Source organism: Streptomyces sp. NRRL WC-3605 (assembly GCF_001509795.1).
In the GTDB taxonomy this organism is placed as follows: Bacteria; Actinomycetota; Actinomycetes; order Streptomycetales; family Streptomycetaceae; genus Streptomyces; species Streptomyces viridochromogenes.
In genome coordinates, this window is sequence record NZ_LLZN01000045.1 from 220,854 (window position 1) to 240,373 (window position 19,520).

At 73.4% G+C, this 19,520-nt stretch carries 16 protein-coding genes; 5 read left to right on the forward strand and 11 right to left on the reverse strand.

What is annotated here, in order from left to right; all coding sequences use genetic code 11:
* Positions 1–23: 23 nt before the first annotated feature.
* A complete protein-coding gene (locus ADL34_RS11060; RefSeq protein ID WP_062672374.1) occupies positions 24–542 on the reverse strand; it encodes an SRPBCC family protein in 519 nt (172 codons plus the stop codon).
* 159 nt (positions 543–701) lie between these two features.
* Positions 702–1,877, reverse strand: a complete 1,176-nt coding sequence (locus tag ADL34_RS11065; protein WP_062672372.1) for a spore photoproduct lyase family protein — start codon at positions 1,875–1,877, stop codon at positions 702–704.
* Positions 1,878–2,081: 204 nt separating this feature from the next.
* Here ADL34_RS11065 and ADL34_RS35615 point away from each other — a divergent pair, with 204 nt between their 5' ends.
* Positions 2,082–2,258 carry a hypothetical protein gene (locus ADL34_RS35615; RefSeq protein WP_086872834.1) on the forward strand — a complete coding sequence of 59 codons (177 nt, stop codon included), beginning with the start codon at positions 2,082–2,084 and terminating at the stop codon, positions 2,256–2,258.
* A 27-nt stretch (positions 2,259–2,285) separates the two neighbouring features.
* Here the strand turns inward: ADL34_RS35615 and ADL34_RS11070 are convergent, their stop codons facing one another.
* Positions 2,286–4,358 carry a SpoIIE family protein phosphatase gene (locus ADL34_RS11070; RefSeq protein ID WP_062672370.1) on the reverse strand — a complete coding sequence of 691 codons (2,073 nt, stop codon included), beginning with the start codon at positions 4,356–4,358 and terminating at the stop codon, positions 2,286–2,288.
* Positions 4,359–4,662: 304 nt separating this feature from the next.
* Here ADL34_RS11070 and ADL34_RS11075 point away from each other — a divergent pair, with 304 nt between their 5' ends.
* Complete coding sequence (locus ADL34_RS11075) at positions 4,663–7,671, forward strand: family 16 glycoside hydrolase (protein ID WP_062672369.1); 3,009 nt, start codon at positions 4,663–4,665, stop codon at positions 7,669–7,671.
* A 60-nt stretch (positions 7,672–7,731) separates the two neighbouring features.
* Here the strand turns inward: ADL34_RS11075 and ADL34_RS11080 are convergent, their stop codons facing one another.
* The gene (locus ADL34_RS11080) at positions 7,732–8,931 is read right to left on the reverse strand and encodes an erythromycin esterase family protein (protein ID WP_062672367.1); all 1,200 of its coding nucleotides are present in this window, start codon (positions 8,929–8,931) and stop codon (positions 7,732–7,734) included.
* 69 nt (positions 8,932–9,000) lie between these two features.
* On the opposite strand from ADL34_RS11080, the gene ADL34_RS11085 reads away from it, so the two are divergent.
* The 3 genes from ADL34_RS11085 to ADL34_RS11095 all read left to right on the forward strand — a co-directional run bounded on the left by ADL34_RS11085 (position 9,001) and on the right by ADL34_RS11095 (position 10,897).
* Positions 9,001–9,780, forward strand: a complete 780-nt coding sequence (locus ADL34_RS11085) for a TioE family transcriptional regulator (protein ID WP_062672695.1) — start codon at positions 9,001–9,003, stop codon at positions 9,778–9,780.
* Positions 9,777–10,010, forward strand: a complete 234-nt coding sequence (locus ADL34_RS11090) for a hypothetical protein (protein WP_062672365.1) — start codon at positions 9,777–9,779, stop codon at positions 10,008–10,010. Before ADL34_RS11085 ends, ADL34_RS11090 begins: the two co-directional genes overlap by 4 nt.
* Positions 10,011–10,156: 146 nt before the next feature.
* Positions 10,157–10,897, forward strand: a complete 741-nt coding sequence (locus tag ADL34_RS11095) for an SDR family oxidoreductase (RefSeq protein WP_199835553.1) — start codon at positions 10,157–10,159, stop codon at positions 10,895–10,897.
* Between the two features lie 13 nt (positions 10,898–10,910).
* Here the strand turns inward: ADL34_RS11095 and ADL34_RS11100 are convergent, their stop codons facing one another.
* The 7 genes from ADL34_RS11100 to ADL34_RS11130 all read right to left on the reverse strand — a co-directional run bounded on the left by ADL34_RS11100 (position 10,911) and on the right by ADL34_RS11130 (position 19,445).
* On the reverse strand, positions 10,911–11,567 hold the full coding sequence (locus ADL34_RS11100) for a spherulation-specific family 4 protein (protein ID WP_062672361.1): 657 nt from the start codon (positions 11,565–11,567) through the stop codon (positions 10,911–10,913).
* Positions 11,564–12,481: an NAD-dependent epimerase/dehydratase family protein gene (locus ADL34_RS11105; protein WP_062672359.1), complete on the reverse strand. Its 918-nt coding sequence runs from the start codon at positions 12,479–12,481 to the stop codon at positions 11,564–11,566. Before ADL34_RS11105 ends, ADL34_RS11100 begins: the two co-directional genes overlap by 4 nt.
* A 6-nt stretch (positions 12,482–12,487) precedes the next feature.
* Positions 12,488–13,201, reverse strand: coding sequence for a nucleotidyltransferase family protein (locus tag ADL34_RS11110; protein ID WP_062672357.1), 714 nt, complete (start codon positions 13,199–13,201; stop codon positions 12,488–12,490).
* A 31-nt stretch (positions 13,202–13,232) separates the two neighbouring features.
* Entirely contained in the window at positions 13,233–14,234 is a 1,002-nt protein-coding gene (locus ADL34_RS11115) for a GDP-mannose 4,6-dehydratase (protein WP_062672356.1), read from the reverse strand.
* 88 nt (positions 14,235–14,322) lie between these two features.
* Complete coding sequence (locus tag ADL34_RS11120) at positions 14,323–15,735, reverse strand: hypothetical protein (RefSeq protein WP_062672354.1); 1,413 nt, start codon at positions 15,733–15,735, stop codon at positions 14,323–14,325.
* Positions 15,732–17,243 (reverse strand): GT4 family glycosyltransferase PelF, encoded by a 1,512-nt coding sequence (gene pelF / locus ADL34_RS11125; protein ID WP_062672353.1) that lies wholly within the window; start codon positions 17,241–17,243, stop codon positions 15,732–15,734. Before pelF ends, ADL34_RS11120 begins: the two co-directional genes overlap by 4 nt.
* Positions 17,244–17,321: 78 nt before the next feature.
* Positions 17,322–19,445 (reverse strand): hypothetical protein, encoded by a 2,124-nt coding sequence (locus ADL34_RS11130; RefSeq protein WP_062672351.1) that lies wholly within the window; start codon positions 19,443–19,445, stop codon positions 17,322–17,324.
* Positions 19,446–19,520 lie beyond the last annotated feature (75 nt).

Sequence of the window (19,520 nt, forward strand, 5' to 3'; positions counted from 1 at the left end):
TCAGTCGTACGGTTTCCGGGGCCTCAGCCGTGAGGCCAGCAGGGCACTCCGCTGACGTTCCGCTCGGACTCGACGCGCCGCAGGCGGCCGCCGCGGATGGTGCCCCGCCAGGCCCCGCTCTCCTGCCCCAGCCCCTCGATGTACTCCTTGAAGTGCCGCAGCTCGGCGGCCACGACGCGGCCGGCGACCTGGGAGACGCCGGGGACCAGCCCGGCGGGGCCGTTCAGCCCGATCTCCATGCGCACGGTGAGGGCCGTACCGCCGTCCGGGGTGGACGTGAACGAGACGCGGCCCCGGTGCCCGGGGCGCTCGTCGAGGCTGCGCCAGACGAGGTGCGAGTCGGGTTCCTGCTCGACGATCTCGGCCTGGAAGGTCCCGCGCAGGGGGCCGGCGGCGAGCGTCCAGGAGGTCAGCGAGGGCTTGATCTGGTCCACCTCGCGCACCGTGGTCATGAAGCGCGGGAAGTGCTGGAACTGGGTCCACTGGTTGTACGCGGTGCGCACGGGCACCGCGATCTCGATCGTCTGCTCGATACTGTGCATGGCCCACCCATCGTCAGGCGCCTCGCCGTGTCCTGCCACACGGGAGCGGCCCATCGGCCGAGGGGGCGCCGGATGAGCCGTTCCGTACGGGCCCCCGACTACCCCGCACACGGCGGGCCTAACTAGTGCCGTGACCGGGAAGGTTTGCCGGTCACAGCACTAGAAGGCGTAGCGCACGCGCAGCCAGGGGGTGTGCCGGTCGATCAGGGCGCGCAGCGCGGCCACGGACTCGCCCTTGACCCCGGTGCGGTAGCGGACGTTGCGGGCGCCGTTCTGCGACCGCTTGGCCTGCTGGATCTCCGGCCGCCACAGGACGTCCTCGGCGCGGGGGTGCCAGCCGAGGTTGACCTCGTGCAGCTCCTCGTTGTGCGTCAGCATGATCACCTCGGCGGCGGCCTGCTCCTTGACCCGGGCGGGCAGCACGTCGTCGAGGTGAAGCAGCAGGTCGGCCCAGGCGTCCACCCAGCCGGGCCGTACGACGACGGGTGAGAGGTTGAAGTGCACCTCGTAGCCGGCGTCGAGGAAGTCCGCCGCGGCGGCGATGCGGTCGGCGACCGGTGAGGTGCGCACGTCGAGGAGCCGGGAGTCGTCCGGCGGCATCACCGAGAAGCGGACGCGGGTACGGCCGCGGGGGTCGAGGTCCAGCAGATCGGGGTTGACGAACTTGGTGGCGAACGACGCCTTGGCGGTGGGCCACTGCCGGAAGGCGTGCACCAGGTCGGCGGTGTTGTCGCAGATCAGGGCGTCCACCGAGCAGTCGCCGTTCTCGCCGATGTCGTACACCCAGGCCTCGGCGTCGCACTGGTTCGGCTCGGGCTTGGGTCCCTGCCGGGCGACGTGCCGGGCCAGGTGGGCGATGATGCGGTCGATGTTGGTGAAGACGGTGACGGGGTTGGCGTAGCCCTTGCGGCGGGGCACGTAGCAGTAGGCGCAGGCCATCGCGCAGCCGTTGGAGGGGCCGGGGGCGATCCAGTCCGCCGACCGGCCGTTGGGCCGGGTGGTGAGGGTCTTCTTCTCGCCGAGCACGAGCGTCTCGCCCTTGACCCGCACCCAGCGGTCGATGTTGCCCTCGTTGCCGTGCAGGCCCGGGATGCGCCAGTGCGAGGCGACCGGGACGACCTCGGCGTCGGGGAACCGGGCGATGATCTGCCGCCCGCGCGGGGAGGCCGCGGCGGCCGGCTCGGCGTAGATCTCCCGGACGGGCAGCAGGCGGCGGGCCCCGGCGGAGGTCCGGAAGGCGGAGTGCCGCTCGGCCGGGGCGGGTGCGGGTCCGAGCGCGTCCAGTCCGAACAGGGTGCCGGAGTCGTCGTCCGGGAGGCCGGAGGCGTGGTGCATGGGTGCTTCCGTTCGCTCGCCGTGGGGGGGGCGGCCACCGAGGGCGCCGGGCTCGGCCCTGGCGCGGGCCACGGATGCAACTGTACGGGCCATCTACCGGCCACGCCGGGTGGCGCACGGTCGCCGTGCGTGAGCGCGCCGGGCCGGGGCATACGCGGGAAGCCACCCCTACCGGCTCATCCACTACTCACGAGGAGGCACCACGTGCTGGCCATCATCGCGGCGGTCCTGTTCTTCATCTCCTTCCTGATCAACGCGGCGGACATCGCCACCAACGACGTCTTCACGTCGGTCAACTTCATGCTGATCGGCCTCATGCTGCTCGCCCTGCACGTGGCGGGCATAGGCAGCGGCTGGGCGGCGCGCGGCCGCCGGCGCTGACCTCCGGCGGGAGTTCCGCGGGCGCCGTCACAGGGTCTGCTCGGCCCAGATCGTCTTGCCCGGCGCGACCAGCCGGGTCCCCCACGCCTGCGCCAGCTGGGCGACGATGAACAGGCCGCGCCCGCCCTCGTCGACGGTGCCGGCGTGGCGCAGGTGCGGGGCGGCCGTGTCGGCGTCCCGCACCTCGCAGGTGAGGGTGCGGCCGCGGATCAGGCGCAGTTCGATGGGCGGGCGCCCGTACCGCAGGGCGTTGGTCACGAGCTCGCTGGCGATGAGCTGCGTGTTGTAGGCGGTCTCCTCGTCCACGTGCCACGCGGTGAGCTGCTCGCGCGTGCGGCGCCGGACGGCGGACACGGCCGTCGGGTCGGGGTCGAGCGGCCAGACGGCGCACTGGTCGGGCGGGAAGGCCCGGGTCCGCGCGACGATCACCGCGGCGTCCCGGACGCCCAGGCCGGCCGGGAGCGCGTAGACGAGGTCGTCGCACAGGTCCTGCAGCGGGCGGTCGCCGTAGCGGGACACCGAGGCCAGCGGGCCGGGGCGTTCGGCGAGGTACGCGGTGAGCAGCGGGTCGCTGGTGAACACCAGGACGCTGCCGGGCGGTACGTCGACGTCCACGGCAGCGAACGGGGCGTCCTCCGCGCTCGCCAGGCTCGGCCCGGCAGGGGTGCCCAGCAGCGAGACGGTGCCCTCCGGCCCTACGACGAGCGGTGCCAGGTGGCCCGCGGCCGCCGCCGTACAGCTTCCGGTCAGCGGGTCGTGCACCGCGTACACGCAGTCGGCGGTCAGCTTCTCCTTGCGCAGGGGGTCGCCGAGCGGCAGCCGTCCCCGCTCGGCGGCGAGCCGGGAGGCGGTGTCGTGGAGCCGGGCGAGCAGTTCGTCCGGGGTGAGGTCGAACGCCGAGAGGGAGCGGATGGCGGTGCGCAGCTGACCCATGGTCGCGGCCGCCTCCAGGCCGCTCCCCGAGACCTTGCCCACGACGATGGCGGTGCGGGCGCTCGACAGGGCGGTCGTGTCGTACCAGGCGCCCGGATCGGCTCCGGTGAGGGAGAGGTAGGCGGTCTCCAGCCATGCCTGGGCCTCGGGCCTGCGGGGCAGCAGCTGCCGCTGGACCGTGGCGGCGATCGTGTGCTCGCGTGTGTAGCGCCGCGCGTTGTCGAGGCACAGCGCGGTGTGCGTGCCCACCTCCATGGCCGTGGCCCGGTCCTCCTCGTCGAAGACGGGCGAGTGGCCGGCGCGGTAGAGGCTGACGAGTCCGAGGGCCGCGTCCCGCAGGGCCAGCGGGACGACGAGGAGCGAATGGCCCCGCGCGTCGGCGACGGCCCGCGCGAGGGCGGGGTCCGCGACGAGCCAGGGGGTGTCCGGTCCGAGCCGGACCATCCGGGGGTTCAGGTCGGCCAGGGCCTGCGTGAACGGCGTCGGGTCCGTGAGGCGCCGGACGCCGCCCACCTCGTGGGCCTGCCGCACCTCCCCGGCGACCGCGCTGCGGAACGCGGTGCGCATCACGAGGGTGCCGACGGGGGCGCGGGCCAGGGGCGGGTCGTCGCCGCGGATGACGGCGTCCTCCACCTCGACGGTCACCAGGTCGGCGAAACCGGGCACCAGGATCGCGGCGAGTTCCTCGCCGATGACGACCGGGTCGAGGGTCCGGCCGACGCGTTCGCGCACCCGGTCGAGCATGCGGGTCCTGGCGTGGGCCCGTTCCCGCTCGGTGACGTCGACGGCGATGACGCCGACGCCGAGCACCTTTCCCTCGGGGCCCCGCAGCCGCAGTGCGTTGACCTCGAACGTGCGCTCCACGGGTGCCTCGTCGACCAGGGCTCGTACGACGTGGCGCAGCAGCGGCGTGCCGGTGTCGAGGACGTCCTTCAGGAGCGCCTCGACGTCGGCGTCGACGAGACGGTAGACGTCCCTGGCCCGTTGCCCCCGGATCTCGTCGAGGTCGATGTTGCGCATCCAGGGTGTGGCCGTGTTGACGCGGACCACGCGCAGGTCGGGGTCGACGAGGTGGAGCCCGATCGGGGACTGAGTGAACAGTGCCTCCAGCATCGAGGCCGCCGCCTCGTCGGCCTGACCGAGGGGATCGTTGCCCAAGGGTCCCATCCACCTCCGAGGTCCAGTCGCCGCGCGCGCTCGGGGGTACGCCCCGAACAACAGCGTGCGCCCTGGGCGGCTGCGCCGCACCCGCAGCCGCCGTACACCCCCGTCCTCCCCGTGTCACGGACATGACCGGCCGTCCAGCCCGCCGAACTTTTAACTCACTGATGACAAAGTATGGACGTGCACAACGAAAGTCCCCTACGGTATCGGCGCAACCGCACCGAGTAACGCCTCTGCGTGTCTCCCGCGCAGGGGGCAACTCGACCGGAGAGCGATCCGGCGGCCTCCGGTCCGTTCTGGAGGACCGATGCATCCACGGTTGTTCCGCCGTGCCCGAAGACGACTCACCCCCCTTCTCCTCGGCGCCTTCCTGGTCGGAGGCGTCCTGGCGGCGCCCCCGTCCACCGCCGCCCCCGCGGACATCCCGCCGCAGGAACCGGGCGTGACCCTGCGGGTGTTCGACACCCAGGTCCCGCTCAGCAGGCTGTGCACCCTCAAACCCGGCCAGACACCCAACCACGACAAGCTGATGCCGACCGTGGACTGGTCCACGACCGGTGACTTCGGCGGCTTCGCCGACAACTTCTCGGCCGTGGTGTCCGGTTACCTCGTCATCCCGGACGACGGCTCGTACACCTTCCGGCTCACCAGCGACGACGGCTCACGGCTGACCGTCGACGACCGGACCGTCATCGACCACGACGGTCTGCACGGGGCCGAGCCGAAGGACGGATCGGTCCATCTCACCGCCGGTTCACACCCGTTCCGCATCGACTACTTCGAGCGGGGCGGCGACCAGCGCCTCGCGCTGGAGTGGAAACCGCCGTCCGCGAGCGACTTCGGCATCGTGCCGACGGAGGCGCTCAGCACGGACGCCGGTGTGGTCCGGGTGACCGCGCCCGGCCGCAAGGAGTGCGAGTCGGGAGCGGACAGCCCCGGCGACGGACTGCCCCTGACCGACGTACGGCCCGACCTCACCCTCACCGACCTGCGCCCCGACGGCTTCGAACCGCAGGTCACCGGCATGGACTGGCTGCCCGACGGACGCCTTGCCATCAGCACCTGGGGCGGCTCGGAGACCACCACGGGCGAGGTCTACCTGCTGGGCAACGTCACCGGGAAGACCAGCCGCGACAAGGTGACCGTCAAGAAGGTGGCGAGCGGGCTGCGCGAGCCCATGGGCATCAAGTACGTCGACGGCTCGCTGTACGTCTCGCAGAAACACGAGCTGACCCGACTCGTCGACAACGACCGCGACTTCGTCACGGACGAGTACCGCACGGTCGCGACCTGGCCGTACGGGAAGAATTTCCACGAGTTCGCGTTCGGCCTGCTGTACCGCGACGGCTACTTCTACGTGAACCTGTCCGTCGCCATCGACTACGGCGGTGCGACGACCACTCCGCAGCCGGCGCCCGGCCGGGGCACCACGTACCGGATCCACCGGAAGACAGGGAAGATCCAGCCGATCGCGGGCGGTCTGCGCACCCCCAACGGCATCGGCTGGGGTCCCGGCGGTGACATCTTCACCACCGACAACCAGGGCGGCTGGCTGCCCGCGTCCAAGCTGGTCCACATCAAGCAGGACCGCTTCTTCAACCACTACACCGAGCCGTCCGGCCCCTTCGACGACCGGCCCGTCACCGAACCCGTGCTGTGGCTGCCGCAGAACGAGATCGCCAACTCCCCCAGCACACCGCTGTATCTGACCAAGGGCCGGTTCGCTGGGCAGATGCTCATCGGCGACGTCACCTACGGCGGGCTCCAGCGCGCCTACCTGGAGAAGGTGAAGGGCCAGTACCAGGGCGCCGTCTTCCGCTACACCCAGGGACTCGAAGCCGGCGTCAACCGCATCACGATGGGCCCCGACGGCGCCGTCTACGCGGGCGGGCTCGGCGCCGACGGCAACTGGGGGCAGGAGGGCAAGCTGAAGTTCGGCCTGCAGAAGCTCACCCCCAACGGCGGGAACACCTTCGACATCAAGGAGATGCGGGCCGTCCCCGGCGGCTTCGACCTGGAGTACACACAGCCGCTGTCGCAGGAGACCGTGGACAAGCTCGCCACCCGCTACCAGGCCGAGCAGTGGCGGTACACCCCGACGTCGGACTACGGCGGCCCGAAGATCGCCGAGGAGCGGCTCGCGGTCCGTTCGGCGACCCTCGCCAAGAACGGCCGGACCGTCCAGCTGCGCCTCGACGGACTGAAGCCCGGCCGTGTCGTGCACGTGCGCTCCCCGCAGCCGTTCGCCTCCGCGTCCGGCGAGAAGCTGTGGAGCACCGAGGCCTGGTACACGCTCAACGCCCTGCCGGGCAAGCAGCCGGCGCCCGCCACGCTGTACGAGGCGGAGGAGGCGCGCCTGACCGGGACGGCCGGGGTCAACCGGGACCACGGCGGCTACTCGGGCAGCGGCTTCGTCGACCGGTACGGCACCGAGGGCAAGGCGGCGACCACGTTCGACGTCACCGTCCCCAAGGCCGGCGACTACGACGTCGGCCTGCGCTACTCCAACGGCCCCAACCCCTTCCAGGGCACCAAGTCCCTCTCCCTGTACGCCAACGGGAAGAAGCTGCGCCAGACGAGGCTTCCCTCGACCGGTGACTGGGAGACCTGGTCGACCCGGACCGAACGGGTCACCCTGCGCAAGGGACACAACACCGTGGCCTACCGCTTCGACGCCGGTGACGACGGGCACGTCAACCTGGACCTGATCACCGTCCGCCCGCACGGCGCGCGTGTCGTCCTCTTCGACGGCACGGCCGCGTCGCGGAGCCAGTGGCAGCACACCGACGGACGCGTCCCCGAATGGCCCCTGGCCGAGGGGAAGTCGATGGAGGTGTGCTGCGGCGACCTGCGCACCAAGGACGCCTACCAGGACTTCACGCTGCACGTGGAGTTCCGGGTGCCGCTCCTGCCCGACGACGTCACGGGCCAGGACCGCGGCAACAGCGGCGTCTACCTCCAGGACCGCTACGAGCTGCAGATCCTCGACTCGTACGGCGACACGACGCTCGACACGAACGAGGCCGGCGCGATCTATCTGAAGAAGGCACCGGACGCCAACGCGGCCACCGCACCGGAGACCTGGCAGTCGTACGACATCACCTTCCGTGCGGCCCGCTACGACGCCGAGGGCACCAAGACGGCCGACGCCCGCGTCACCGTCGTCTGGAACGGCAGGAAGGTCCACGACGACGTCGCGATCGACGGCCCGACCGGAGGCGGCCGCCCGGAAGGCGCCTCGGCCGGCGCCGTCCGCCTCCAGGACCACGGCAACAAGGTCCGCTACCGCAACATCTGGATCGAGCCGCTGAACTGAGGCACGCGGTGAACAGGGGCGCGCCCCCGATCCGGTGGGCGCGCCCTTCCGGTCACAGCACTAGGTACCTTCGACGACGTCCTTGACGTACACGAGACCGTCGAGGGCGGCCAGGTGCGCCGGGTCCAGAGGGGCGTAGCCGAACCAGGGGGACACGCGGGGCGGCGGATCACCGAGGGTGGCGGTCAGCCGTTCGACGTCGACCAGCCCGGCGTCTTCGATGAGCCCGTACAACAGCCCCTCGACGGTCTCGGGCGGCGGGGCGTCCACACCCCGGTGCCGCAGGGTCCCCACCGCCGTGGCCACGACGGCGTACCCGGGCCCGAGCGCCGCGTCCACGAGCGCGCCGGCGCTCCACCACTCGACCCGGCCCTGCCACATCGTCATGCTGCTCTTCGGGCGCTGGAGATGGGAGTTGTGGGCGGCGACGAGCACCGGCCCCCGTTCCGCGAGCGCCAGGAGGTTCTGGGCCATCATCAGGTCCCGCAGCGCGCACAGGCGGGTCATCCGGACCGGTGAGGGGTCCGCCATGGCGTGGTGGTAGCGCAGCAACCCGGTGGCCGTCCGCGCGTTCAGGCGGGCGCGGTCCCAGGCGTCGGGCGGCATGGCGGCGGTCAGATGGGGCGCCTGCGCGTCGAGCAGGGCTGCCAGATCGTCGGCGAGCAGGCGGAGTTCACAGGCGTCGGCGGACCGGCCCACGGAACGGCCGGGGTCCATCATGGCGTCGGGGTCGGTCCAGCGGCCGTCGTCGCCGATCAGCCGGTCCAGGGTCTCGGCGGTGCACGGCAGCAGGCCGGGGTCCACATGAGCGGCGAGCAGGGTGTGCAGGTCCAGGAGGGCCTGGCGCGGGGAGGATGCGGCCGTGATCTCCAGCGGGCCGTCGAACCCGGCGAAGCGGACGTGCTCGCCGGGGGGCCGGTGCTCGTTGTGGGTCCGCATCCACCGCACGAGGTCGCGGTTGCCGGCGTAGGCGCCCCAGTCGTGGCTGAACCCGTCCTCCATGACCTGGTCGAGCGTGCCTTCCCCCGTGGTGACGTACGCGTCCACGGCCGGGGCCCGCAGGCAGTCGCTCTCGAGCGCGATGGTGCGGAAGCCCTCCCGTTCGACGAGTTCCCGGAAGAGGCGGTTGCGGACGGCGAGCAGGGCGTCCTCGCCGTGCGTGGGCTCGCCCAGGGCGAGGATCCGGGGCCGGACGGAGAGCAGCTCCAGGAGGGCGGCGGCGTCGAGGGATCGGGAGACTTCGTTGAGGTCGGAGGCCATGCCTTCAACGCTATCGTTGAAGGTTCGGTGGAAACCTGGGCCGTGATCCGGCCCGGTATCGTGGCGGTCGTGGGTGGCAACCTTCAAACCGGGGAACGTCTTCGTCCGGTCGACCTGGCCCGCTCGGCAGGTCTGTCCACGCAGGCGGTCCGCAACTACGAGGAGGCCGGCATCCTGCCGCCCGCGGCCCGAACCGCCTCCGGTCACCGGGTCTACACGGCGGTGCACGCGGCGGCGCTGCGCGCCTTCCTCGCCCTGCTCCCCGCCCACGGGCACGCCACGGCGACGGCGATCATGCGGGCCGTCGGGCAGGACGCGCCGGAGGAGGCGTTCCGGCTCATCGCCGGCAGCCATACCCAGTATCTGGAGGATCGGGCGACGCTGCTGGCCGTGGAGCGGGCGCTCGGTGACCTGGAGCCCGCGCCCGCGGCCGGTCCCGGCAAGGGCGGGCTGTTCGTGGGCCCGCTGGCGCGGCAGCTCGGGGTGCGGCCCGCGACGCTGCGCGCATGGGAGCGTGCCGGGCTGGTGCGTCCGCGCCGCGACCCGTTGACCGGGTACCGGGTGTACGACGAGGCGGACGTACGCGACGCCCGTCTGATCCGTCAGCTCCGACGCGGGGGCCACCTGCTGGAGCAGATCGCGCCGCTGATCACCCAGGTGCGGACGGCGGGCGGGCTGGAGCCGCTGGAGGGGACCCTGCGCGACTGGCACGACCGGCTCTCGGCGCGCGGGCGGGCCTTGCTGAGCGGGGCCGCCGCGCTGGAGGAGTACCTGCGGACGCGCGAGCGATGCTCCGTCGGCGTGGATCCGGACATCCGGGCGGCGGGGCGGTCGTTGGACCCGGCATGAGGATCATCGCCTGCGCCGCACTCGTCGGTGCCGCCCTGCTCACCGCCGCCCTTCCCGCCTCGGCGGACGACGGCCCCGTCGACTTCGGCCTCTTCCAGGGGGTCAACGACACCAAGGGCTCCACGTCCACCGACGCGGGACGGACGTGGCCGCCGCCGTCCGGCGGTACCGGCGACGGCGTGCCGAGGTCGGCGCTGGGGATGCTCGTGGAGGGCCTCGTCCAGGGCTGACGTCTCACCCAGGGGCGCCGGGCGGCGCTCCACGGCGGGGACGCGGTGGCCCTGGTGCCGAGGTCCGGGCGCGCGGGACGTGGCCTGAGACGTCGTCGTCGTTTTGGCGCCAGCCTCCGGCGCCGGCACGGACCATGCTCGACGTCATGAACCGACTTGAGGGAAACGTGGCCCTGGTGACGGGCGGCAGCCGGGGCATCGGTGCCGCCGTGGCGACCCGCCTGGCCGAAGAGGGCGCCGATGTCGTCCTGACCTACGAGCGTGACGAGCGAGCCGCCGCGGAGGTGGTGGAGCGGATCAAGGCCGCGGGGCGGCGGGGGCTCGCCGTGCGGGCCGACAGCGCCCGTGCGGAGGAGGTCACCGCCGCCGTGGACGAGGCCGCGGAGATGTTCGGCCGGCTCGACATCCTGGTCAACAACGCGGGCGTCTTCCTCGTCGGCCCGCTCGAGGAGCTGGGCCCGGACGAGGTCGAGCGCACCCTGGCGGTGAACGTGCGGGCGCCGTTCGCGGCGAGCCGGGCGGCCGCGCGCCATATGGGGAAGGGCGGCCGCATCATCAGCGTCGGCAGCAACGTCGCCGAGCGCGTGGTCCTCCCGGGGCTGGCGCTGTACGCGATGAGCAAGTCGGCCCTGGTGGGGATGACGAAGGGGCTGGCCCGGGAGCTCGGCCCGCGCGGTATCACCGTCAATCTCGTGGTCCCCGGCCCCACCGACACCGCCGCCAACCCGGCCGACGGCCCGAACGCCGAGGCCATCGCCGGGTTCACCGCCGTGGGCCGTTATGCGCGGGCGTCCGAGATCGCGGCCACCGTCGCCCATGTGGCCGGAGCGGACGGCGCGTACATCACCGGGGCGTCGCTGCCCGTCGACGGCGGCTTCACCGTCTGACCCCGCGGCGGGCTCACCGCTGCGCCAGCGCCGGCGTCAACTCCGTCCACGGGTTGGGCAGATCGCCCGTCACCGGGCCGCAGACGCCGGCGCCCCGTTCGGCCGCCGTGCGCAGGGCGAGCGGGACCAGCGGGTGGGGGACGCCGTAGACGAGGTGGCACAGGCGGTCGGCGGGGACGCGTTCGGTCCAGGCGGGGCGGGTGAAGTCCGCGACGTACCGGGACCAGGGGCCCTCGAAGGTGACCGTGAGGTCGGCGAGGCGGGTGTAGCCGGGGGCCGGGTGGACGCCCGGGTTGAGGACGACCGTCGAGGCGCCGAGGCGGCGGACCGCGCGGATCAGACGGCGGCACTCGGGCAGGGCCTCGGGGGCCGCCGGGGTCTGGTCGAGGAAGCAGCCGTCGACGCCGTACCACTCCTGGTGGCGGCGCAGGTCGGCGGTGATCTCGGCGGGTTCGCGGGCCCCGTAGTCCGTGTCCAGGTAGCCGAGGAGGCGGGCGCCCGCCGCGCGCAGCGCCTCGGCCGCCCTGGCGAACGCCGGGTCGGGGGTGGTGCCGGGGCCGTTCGCCGGGTTCAGCACGACAGCGTAGGTGCGGGACGCGCAGGTGATGAGGCGGTGCCAGGCGCCCGGGTCCTCGGCCGGGTGCACGTACAGCGGGATCAGCAGGTTCACCGTGCCCGTACCTCCTCGGGGCGGCGGCCGGCGGCCTCCCACAGCGCCTTCACGGACGCGGTGAGGGGGTGCTCCGGGGTCCAGCCGAGGGCGTCGCGGGCGGCGGTGATGTCCGAGCACTGCCAGGACACCTGCGCGGAGCGGGCGGAGCCGCCGGTCCCGGCCTCGGCGATCCGGCCCCGGAATCCGGCCGCGTCGGCGAGGGAGCGTACGAGGTCTCGGACGGGCCGGGCGTCGCCGCCGCCGATGTTCAGCACGGGCGGCAGCGGTCCCTCGGCGGTGGCGGCCAGCGCGGCCGCCCGGGCCACGTCGCGGACGTCGACGAAGTCGCGGTGGGCGGACAGGTCCCCGAGCCGCAGTGCCGCCTCCGGGTCGTCGCCCGCGTCCGCGAGGAGGGCAGCGACCCGGCCGGGCAGCCCGGTGGGCGGGGCTCCGGCGCCCACCGGGTTGCCCACCCGCAGGACCACCGCGTCCAGGCCGGACGCGGTCACCGCCACCGTGCCCGCCAGTTTGGTCGCGCCGTAGGGGCCGGCGGGCCGGGTGGCCGCCGACTCCGTGACACGCACCCCGGGGTCGGTGGGACCGTACTCGGCGGACGAGCCCAGATGGACCAGCCGTGCCCCGGGTGCCGCCTCCCGCAGCGCCGCGCACAGCACGGCCGGACCGCGGGCGTTCACCTCGGCCAGGGTGACGGCGTCGCCGCCGGTCGCGCCCGCGCAGTTGACCACGGCGTCGGGTGCGACCTCGGCCAGCGCCGCCGCCAGGTCCCGTGGACGAGCGGCGGCGAGGTCGACGGTGACGTCGGCGGCGAGGGAGCGGCCGGCGACGAGGACCCGGGCGCCGGGCAGCGTGCGCAGCCGCTCGGCGACATGGGTGCCGAGGTAGCCGGTGGCGCCGAGTACGAGGAGGTGCATGGTGGTTCAGGCCCCCTTGAGCAGGAGCGACTTGCGGCTGGTGAACTCCGCGTTGGCGCGGTCGTAGTCGTCGGGGCGGCCGATGTCGAGCCAGTAGCCGTCGAACTCGTAGGCGTGCGGCGGGCGTCCGGCGGCGAGCAGGTCGGTGACGAGTTCGTCGAAGCCGAGGGGCAGTCCGGGGGTGTAGCCGTCGAGGGTGGCCCGGGAGAGACCGTAGACGCCCATGGACACCCGGTAGTCGATGCTGGGCTTCTCGGTGAAGGCGACCACCCGGCTGGCGTCGGTCGTCAGCACCCCGAAGTCGATGTGCACCTTGCGCGCGTACGTGGCGATCGTGAGGGGGGTGCCGGAAGCCTCGTGGGAGCGCAGGACGTCGGCGTAGTCGAGGTCGGTGAGGACGTCGCCGTTCATGACGAGGAAGTGCTCGGGGAGGCCGTCGCGGAGGGCGAGCAGCGGGCCCATGGTGCCGAGCGGGCTCTCCTCGGTGGCGTAGTCGACGTTCATGCCCCACTGGGAGCCGTCGCCGACGTAGGCGCGGATGATCTCGCCGAGGTGGCCGATGGCGAGGGTGCAGCGGGTGAAGCCGGCCGTGGACAGCTGGCGCAGCACGATCTCCAGGATGGCGTGCTGGTCGCCGATGGGGACGAGCGGCTTGGGCAGCGCCGTGGTGTACGGCCGCAACCGGACGCCCTTGCCACCGGCGAGGATCACTGCGTGCATGGCATACCTCCTGCGGTACGAGCCGGGCGGGTCAGATGTTGTAGATGCCGGTCTTGTAGCGGGCCAGGTGGGCGGGGTCGGTGAACCACCGCGCGGTGCTCGCCAGTCCCTCCTCCAGGGTGTTCTGCGGCCGCCATCCCGTGGCCGCGGTGAGGCGGGTCGCGTCGGCGACGAGTCGCATCACCTCGGAGTTGGCGGGACGCAGCCGGGCGGGGTCCTCCTGGACGTCGAGGGGGGCGTCCATGACCTTGCCGATCAGCGCGACCAGGTCGCCGACGGAGATCTCGCCCCCGGTTCCGGCGTTGAAGGTGCGGCCGACGACCTGCTCGGCCGGTGCGGTGCCGACGGCGAGGAAGGCCCGCGCGGTGTCCTCGACGAAGGTGAAGTCACGGGTGGGGCGCAGGTCGCCGAGGGTGATCGTGCGTTCCCCGGCGGCCACCTGACCGATGACGGTGGGGATCACGGCCCGCATCGACTGGCGGGGACCGAAGGTGTTGAACGGGCGCAGCGTCACCACCGGGGTGCCGAAGCTGGCGTGGTAGCTGTCGGCGAGCCGGTCGCCGCCCGCCTTCGAAGCGGCGTACGGCGACTGGGTGTTGATGGGGTGGTCCTCGGTGATCGGCACGGTCTGGGCGGTGCCGTACGTCTCGCTGGTGGAGGTGTGCACCAGGCGCGGGGTGCCCAGGGCGCGGACGGCCTCCAGCACGTTGAGGGTGCCGGTGACGTTGGTGTCCACGTAGCTGTGCGGGGCCTGGTAGGAGTACGGGATCGCGATGAGCGCGGCGAGGTGGTAGGCGCAGTCGGCGCCGTCGAGCAGTCCGCGCACCGAGCCGGGGTCGCGGACGTCGCCGAGGACGATCTCGACCTGGTCCAGCACGTCGGCGGGCAGGGTCTCCAGCCAGCCGTAGGAGGAGAAGGAGTTGTACTGGGCCATGGCGCGCACGCGGTGGCCGGAGGCGACGAGTGCCTCGGTGAGGTGCGAGCCGATGAAGCCTTCGGCGCCGGTGACGGCGGCGATCGGTGCGGAGGTCAACTCTCGGTCCCTTCGTAGTGGTGGCCGGACGCGGGCCGGGTGCGGTCGGGACGCGGGCTCCGGCGGTCCGATGGGGTGATGCGGAGGGTCAGGCGTGCGGGGAGGGCCGGCCGAGCACGCGCAGCGCGCAGACCGCGAGGCAGAGCGCGGCCGCGGCGCACACCGCGGGCAGGACGACCGGCTCGGGCGGCAGGTCCAGGGCGGTCACCGCGCCGGCCGACGCGGCGGCGGCGAGGCAGAGCAGGGCGGGCGGCCAGGCCGTGCCGAACGCCTGCAGCAGCAGGGCGGTCCACAGGGCGGCCGCGAGCAGCAGGGGGGTGGCCGGGTCCGCGCCGGTGAGCAGTGCGGCGGGCAGCAGCAGGAGCAGGTAGGCGCCGAGGCAGCCGGCGAGGACACCGGCCGAGCGCAGCAGGAACCCGCCGGGGGTCGCGCTGCCGCGCAGCGCGGCGACGGACCAGCCGCGGTAGCGGTAGAGCAGCCATTCGGCGGGCCCCATGCTGAGGGTCAGGGCGATCACGGCGTACGGCTGCTGACGTCCTGTCAGCACGACGAGCACGGCCGCGGCCAGCCCGAACAGGCCGTACGGCAGGGAGGCGCGTACGGGGGTGCGCGGTGCGTGCGGGGCGGATGGCCCGGTGCGGCCGCGCCACAGGACGTGGCCGGCGGCGGCCAGGGTGGCCAGCAGGGCGAGCAGGGGCAGTCCTGCGCGTGCGAGGGGCCCGGGTTCCCACCACGGCAGGACGGCGGCCCCGGCGATGAGCGGGCTGAGCGCTGCGAGCAGCAGTCTCTCCCGGGCGAGTACCAGGAGGACGCCGGCGGCGGCCAGGTACAGCGACTGGCCGGCGGCGACCGCGAGGGCCAGGGTGTCCGGGCCGGGGATCAGCGCGAGGGCCGTCGCCATGGCGGCGCCCAGGAGGGACCCGGCGAACAGGGTGCCGGACGCCTCCCGGCGTCCTGTGACGAGCCGCAGGTGGGCGCGGTGGCCGAGGGCCTGCCCCCACGCCCAGGAGGCGATGCCCGCCACGATCAGTACGGGCGCGTACCGGGTGAGCGACCACAGCGGGGCGGTGAGCAGATGTGCGAGGGCGGGCAGGGCGAACAGGACGCCGCGCAGCAGGCAGCGCAGGGTGTCGGGCCGCCAGGGGTCGGGGGCGGGCGGTGGTTCGGGGAACGTCCGGGGCACCCGCTCGTACAGGGCGGTCGCCAGGGAGAACAGGTTGGGGTGCCCGTACCGCTCCTTGATGACGGAAGCGGACAGGCCCTCGGCCTCCAGCAGGGCCGCGACCTCGTAGGGGTGGACGGCGGGCCCTATGGCGTCGGCGAGTTCGGCGGCCAGGGTGCTGACCGCCTCCTCGTCGGGGCCGTGTCCGGGCAGCCGGATGGCGAGGGTGGCGTCGTCGAGCGCCCAGCGCGGGCGGCGGCGCGGCGGGCGGGGCGTGGCGAGCCGCAGGGCGAGCGTGTCGTGCCCGTCGCCGGGTTCGAGGGACAGGGGGCCGCTCATCGGGTGAGGCTCCCGGTGCCGGTGACCGCCGGGGCGGGCAGGACGACCCGGGTGGGCGTGGGTGCCGTCCCGGTGGCCAGTTCGTGGTAGATGCCGCGGAAGGTGTCGATGGTCTGCCGCAGGGTGAACTGCTCGATGACCCGCAGCCGGGCCGCCTCCCCCATGGCGCGGCGCCGTCCGGGGTCGCCGAGGAGTTCGAGCGCGGCGGCGGCCATGGCGGCCGGGTCGCGCGGCGGTACGACGAGTCCGGTGTCGCCGACGGCCTCGCGGACGCCGCCGACGTCGGTGGACACGGTGGCCCGGCCGCACGACATGGCCTCGATCAGGGTGAAGGGGAAGCCTTCGCTGATGCTGGACAGCATGACCACGGAGCCGGCTGCGTAGGCGTCCTTGATGTCGTCGACCCGGCCTTCGAAGGTGACCGCGTCGGCGTGCCCGAGTTCGGCGGCGAGGGCCTCGCAGCGTTCGCGGTAGGCCTCGCCGCCGCGCGGGGTGCCGCCGAACAACCGCAGCCGTACGTCGGGGCGTTGTGCCCGGACGAGGGCGAAGGCGCGGATCAGGGTCTCCAGGTCCTTGATCGGGTCGACGCGTCCGGCCCAGCTGAGGGTGGGGGTCTCGGGTTCGGGGCCGGCCGGTGGGAAGGCGGCCGGGTCGACGCCGTTGTAGACCGTGCGGATCGCGGTGGGGTCGGCGCCGCCCTGTTCCTCCCAGAGCCGGTTGTAACGGTTGCCCGGGGTGATCAGGGCCGCCTGGCGGTAGCTCTCCTGCGCGAGCAGGCGGAAGAAGCCGAGGACGACCGCCTTGACGGGCCAGCGGTAGGCCGCGGTGCGGTAGCCCAGGTATCGCTCACGCAGGTAGACGCCGTGCTCGGTGAGCAGCAGCGGGACGCCGTACCGTTCGCGGGCGGCGAGGCCCGGCAGGACGGCGACGCCACCGCTGACGGCGTGCGCGACGCCGTCCCGCGGGGGTGGCACCGCGAGCGGGCGCAGCGCGTGTTCCAGCAGGGCGGTGGCGGTGAGCGCGTCGTGCAGCGTCGGCCGTGCCTCGCGGACGGCCAGGCCGGGGCGGTTCCATACGGCGGTGAGGATGCGCAGGGCGGTGTCGCCCCGCAGGAACGGGCTGAGTTCGGCGGCGGCGGCCGCGTGGGCCAGGGCGTGCAGGGCGGGCGCGAAGCCGTCCTCGGCGCCGGGGTCGACGAGCGCGGTGAGGAACTGTTCGTAGGCGGTGGCGAGTCGGCTGCGGGACCGGCCGCGCGGGGGCCGGCCGTCGGGGGTGGGGCCCCACATGGGCACGGACAGGACGTCGCGGACATGGCCGGGGAGGTCCCAGACGAGGGATTCCCGTCCGGTCCCGGTGACGGCGATGACGTCGAACTCGATGTCCGGCATGCCGGTGACGAGCTGGTCGCACCAGACGCTGACGCCGCCGTGACTGTGCGGGTAGGTGCCTTCGGTGAGCAGGGTGACGCGCGCGGCGGTGGCCCGCCGCGCGGCGTGGTGAACGTGCATGGATGTGCTCCACGGCCGAGGTGTGGTGAGGGGTGCCTGTCCCGGCGCGGACGGCCGGGACCTCGCTGCGGGTGTCGGTCAGCTCCCCGTGGGCGGGACGTGCTCGGCCACGCCCGCGGGGACGCGGGCGTCCGGGGCCGGGACGGTGGCGGGTGCGGAGCCGTCCGTGCCGCCGGGCGCGGCGGGTGCCGTGGAGGCGGGCAGGGTGAGGGTGAGCGGCCCGGTGGCCGGGGCCGTCCAGCCGGAGCGCAGTCCGGCGTACGTCTGGCCGAAGGCGGTGCCGGACCGGGTGGTGCCGTCGGGCATGGTCGCGGGGATGTCGACGCCGGTGGGGCCGTCCACGGTGACGGTGTCGCCGATGCGGTAGGCGGTGACCTCTCCGCCGTCCACGGCGGTCCGCCAGGCGGCGCGGCGGCCCAGTTCCCCGCCGATGGCCTTCATCCGCAGGTTGACCAGCGGGGTGTCCGCCGCGAACAGGGCCTCGTAGCCGTCGAGGACGCCGTCGAGGACCGGGTAGGCGATGCGCTCCTCGGCCAGGTTGGACTGATGGATGAAGTGCGGCTTCGGGTCGTTGGCGAGGACGTGGCCGAAGGCGATCTGCCGTTCCAGGGGCACGATGTGCTCGGTGTAGCCGGTCTCCGGGTCGAGCGGCGCGGGCAGGCAGGTGGTGGTGGCCGGGTTGTCCTCGCAGATGCCGCTGCCGCCCTGGGCGCGGCTGGTGTAGATCCAGTTGTACTCGTCGACCTGCTCGGCGGCGCGGCCCGCGTTGTAGAACACGTTCATCGGGTAGCGCGGGACCGTGGTGGCGGGGCCGACCTGGCGCCGGCCGGGTTCGCGGGAGTTGTCGGAGGCGAGCCAGGTGACGCCGGTGTCGGCGAGGGCGAGCGCCAGGTTGGGGTTGTCGGCGGGCTGCTGGGGCAGCACCTTGAGCCCGGAGTGCTCGCCGGTCACCAGCTCGTCGTCGTCCATGGGGAGTCCGGCGGACCGTCCCCAGGCGCGGTTGTGGGCGATCTCGTCGGCGATGTCGTCGCGGCCGACCCACTTGGTGCTGCCGTCGGCGTTCGTGGCGCAGCGCCAGGGCACCACCGAGGTGTCCTGTTCGCAGCCGAGGAAGGCGTGCGTGTAGGTGTGGTTGATCCAGCGGAAGGCGTCGCGCCGCTGCACGAGGCGGTCGGCGAGCGGGTCGGCGCCGGCGTGGTCTTCGCGGTGGTCGACGCTGCCGGCGGCGTTGTAGGCGAGGTCGAGCGTGAGGCCGCGTTCCTGCTGCCAGCTGACGGCGTGGTCGACGTCGGCGGGCGTCATCCTGATCGGGTCGGGTGTGGCGTCCGGATCGGTGCAGTCGACGTCGCCGGGCGTGCAGTTGAGCGTGGAGTTCCAGCGGTCGTCGCCCGCGAGGACGTCGTCGACGTGGACGGCGAAGTAGTTGCGGGAGGCGCCGAGGTGCACACCGCCGGTCATCCAGGCGACGATGCCGCGGGCGAGCAGCCGGAACTGCTGCTGGTGGCGGTTGTAGACGAAGGTGACGACGAGTTCGCGCCGCCCGTCGTGCCGGTACTCCCCCACCAGGGAGCCCTGCCGGCCGGAGCCCGGGATGGGCGCCTGCACGTACGGCGTGAAGTCGGCGCCCTCGGCGGGGCTGGACAGGAAGGCGTAGCTCTCACCGACGTCGGGCGCGTTGTCCTCGAAGGGCACGGGTCCGTCGAGGTAGCCGAACGGCCCGGACCGGCCGGCGTCCGTCACCTCGGCCCGTACCCCGTCGACGCTGCCGGAGTAGCCGCCGTTCACGGGGTACTGCAGTCCGGCCTCGGGCCGGGCGTAGGTGTAGGCGTCGACCTGCGGGACGGCGTACTCCTGCTCGTACGCCGCGAGGGCGGCCATCTCCGCCGAGCCGGCCGGGAACGGGTTGTCGTTGGGCAGGACGACCGCCTGGAACTTGGCGCGTGGCCGGCCGTCGACGGTGTCCGCGAGGTAGCCGGCGTCGATCACGGGACGGTCGGACCGGTTCAGGTCGATCTCCGTGTACGGCGTTCCGGCGGTCTGCAGTTCGGCGGCGATGGCGTCGGTGGCCGGGCCTCCGTCGCTGACGACGAGCACCCGCAGGTCGATGCGGGGCTCCGGCTCGGCCGCGTGGGCGGCCGGTACGCCGAGGGCGGCTATCAGCGCGCCCGTCGTCAGCACAGTGGTGCTCAAGGTCCGCTTCATGCGGTGCTGTCCCCTCCCCGTGCAGGGGTGAGCATGGCTCCGCAGAGCGACGCACCCCCGCGCGCGACGCCGGCT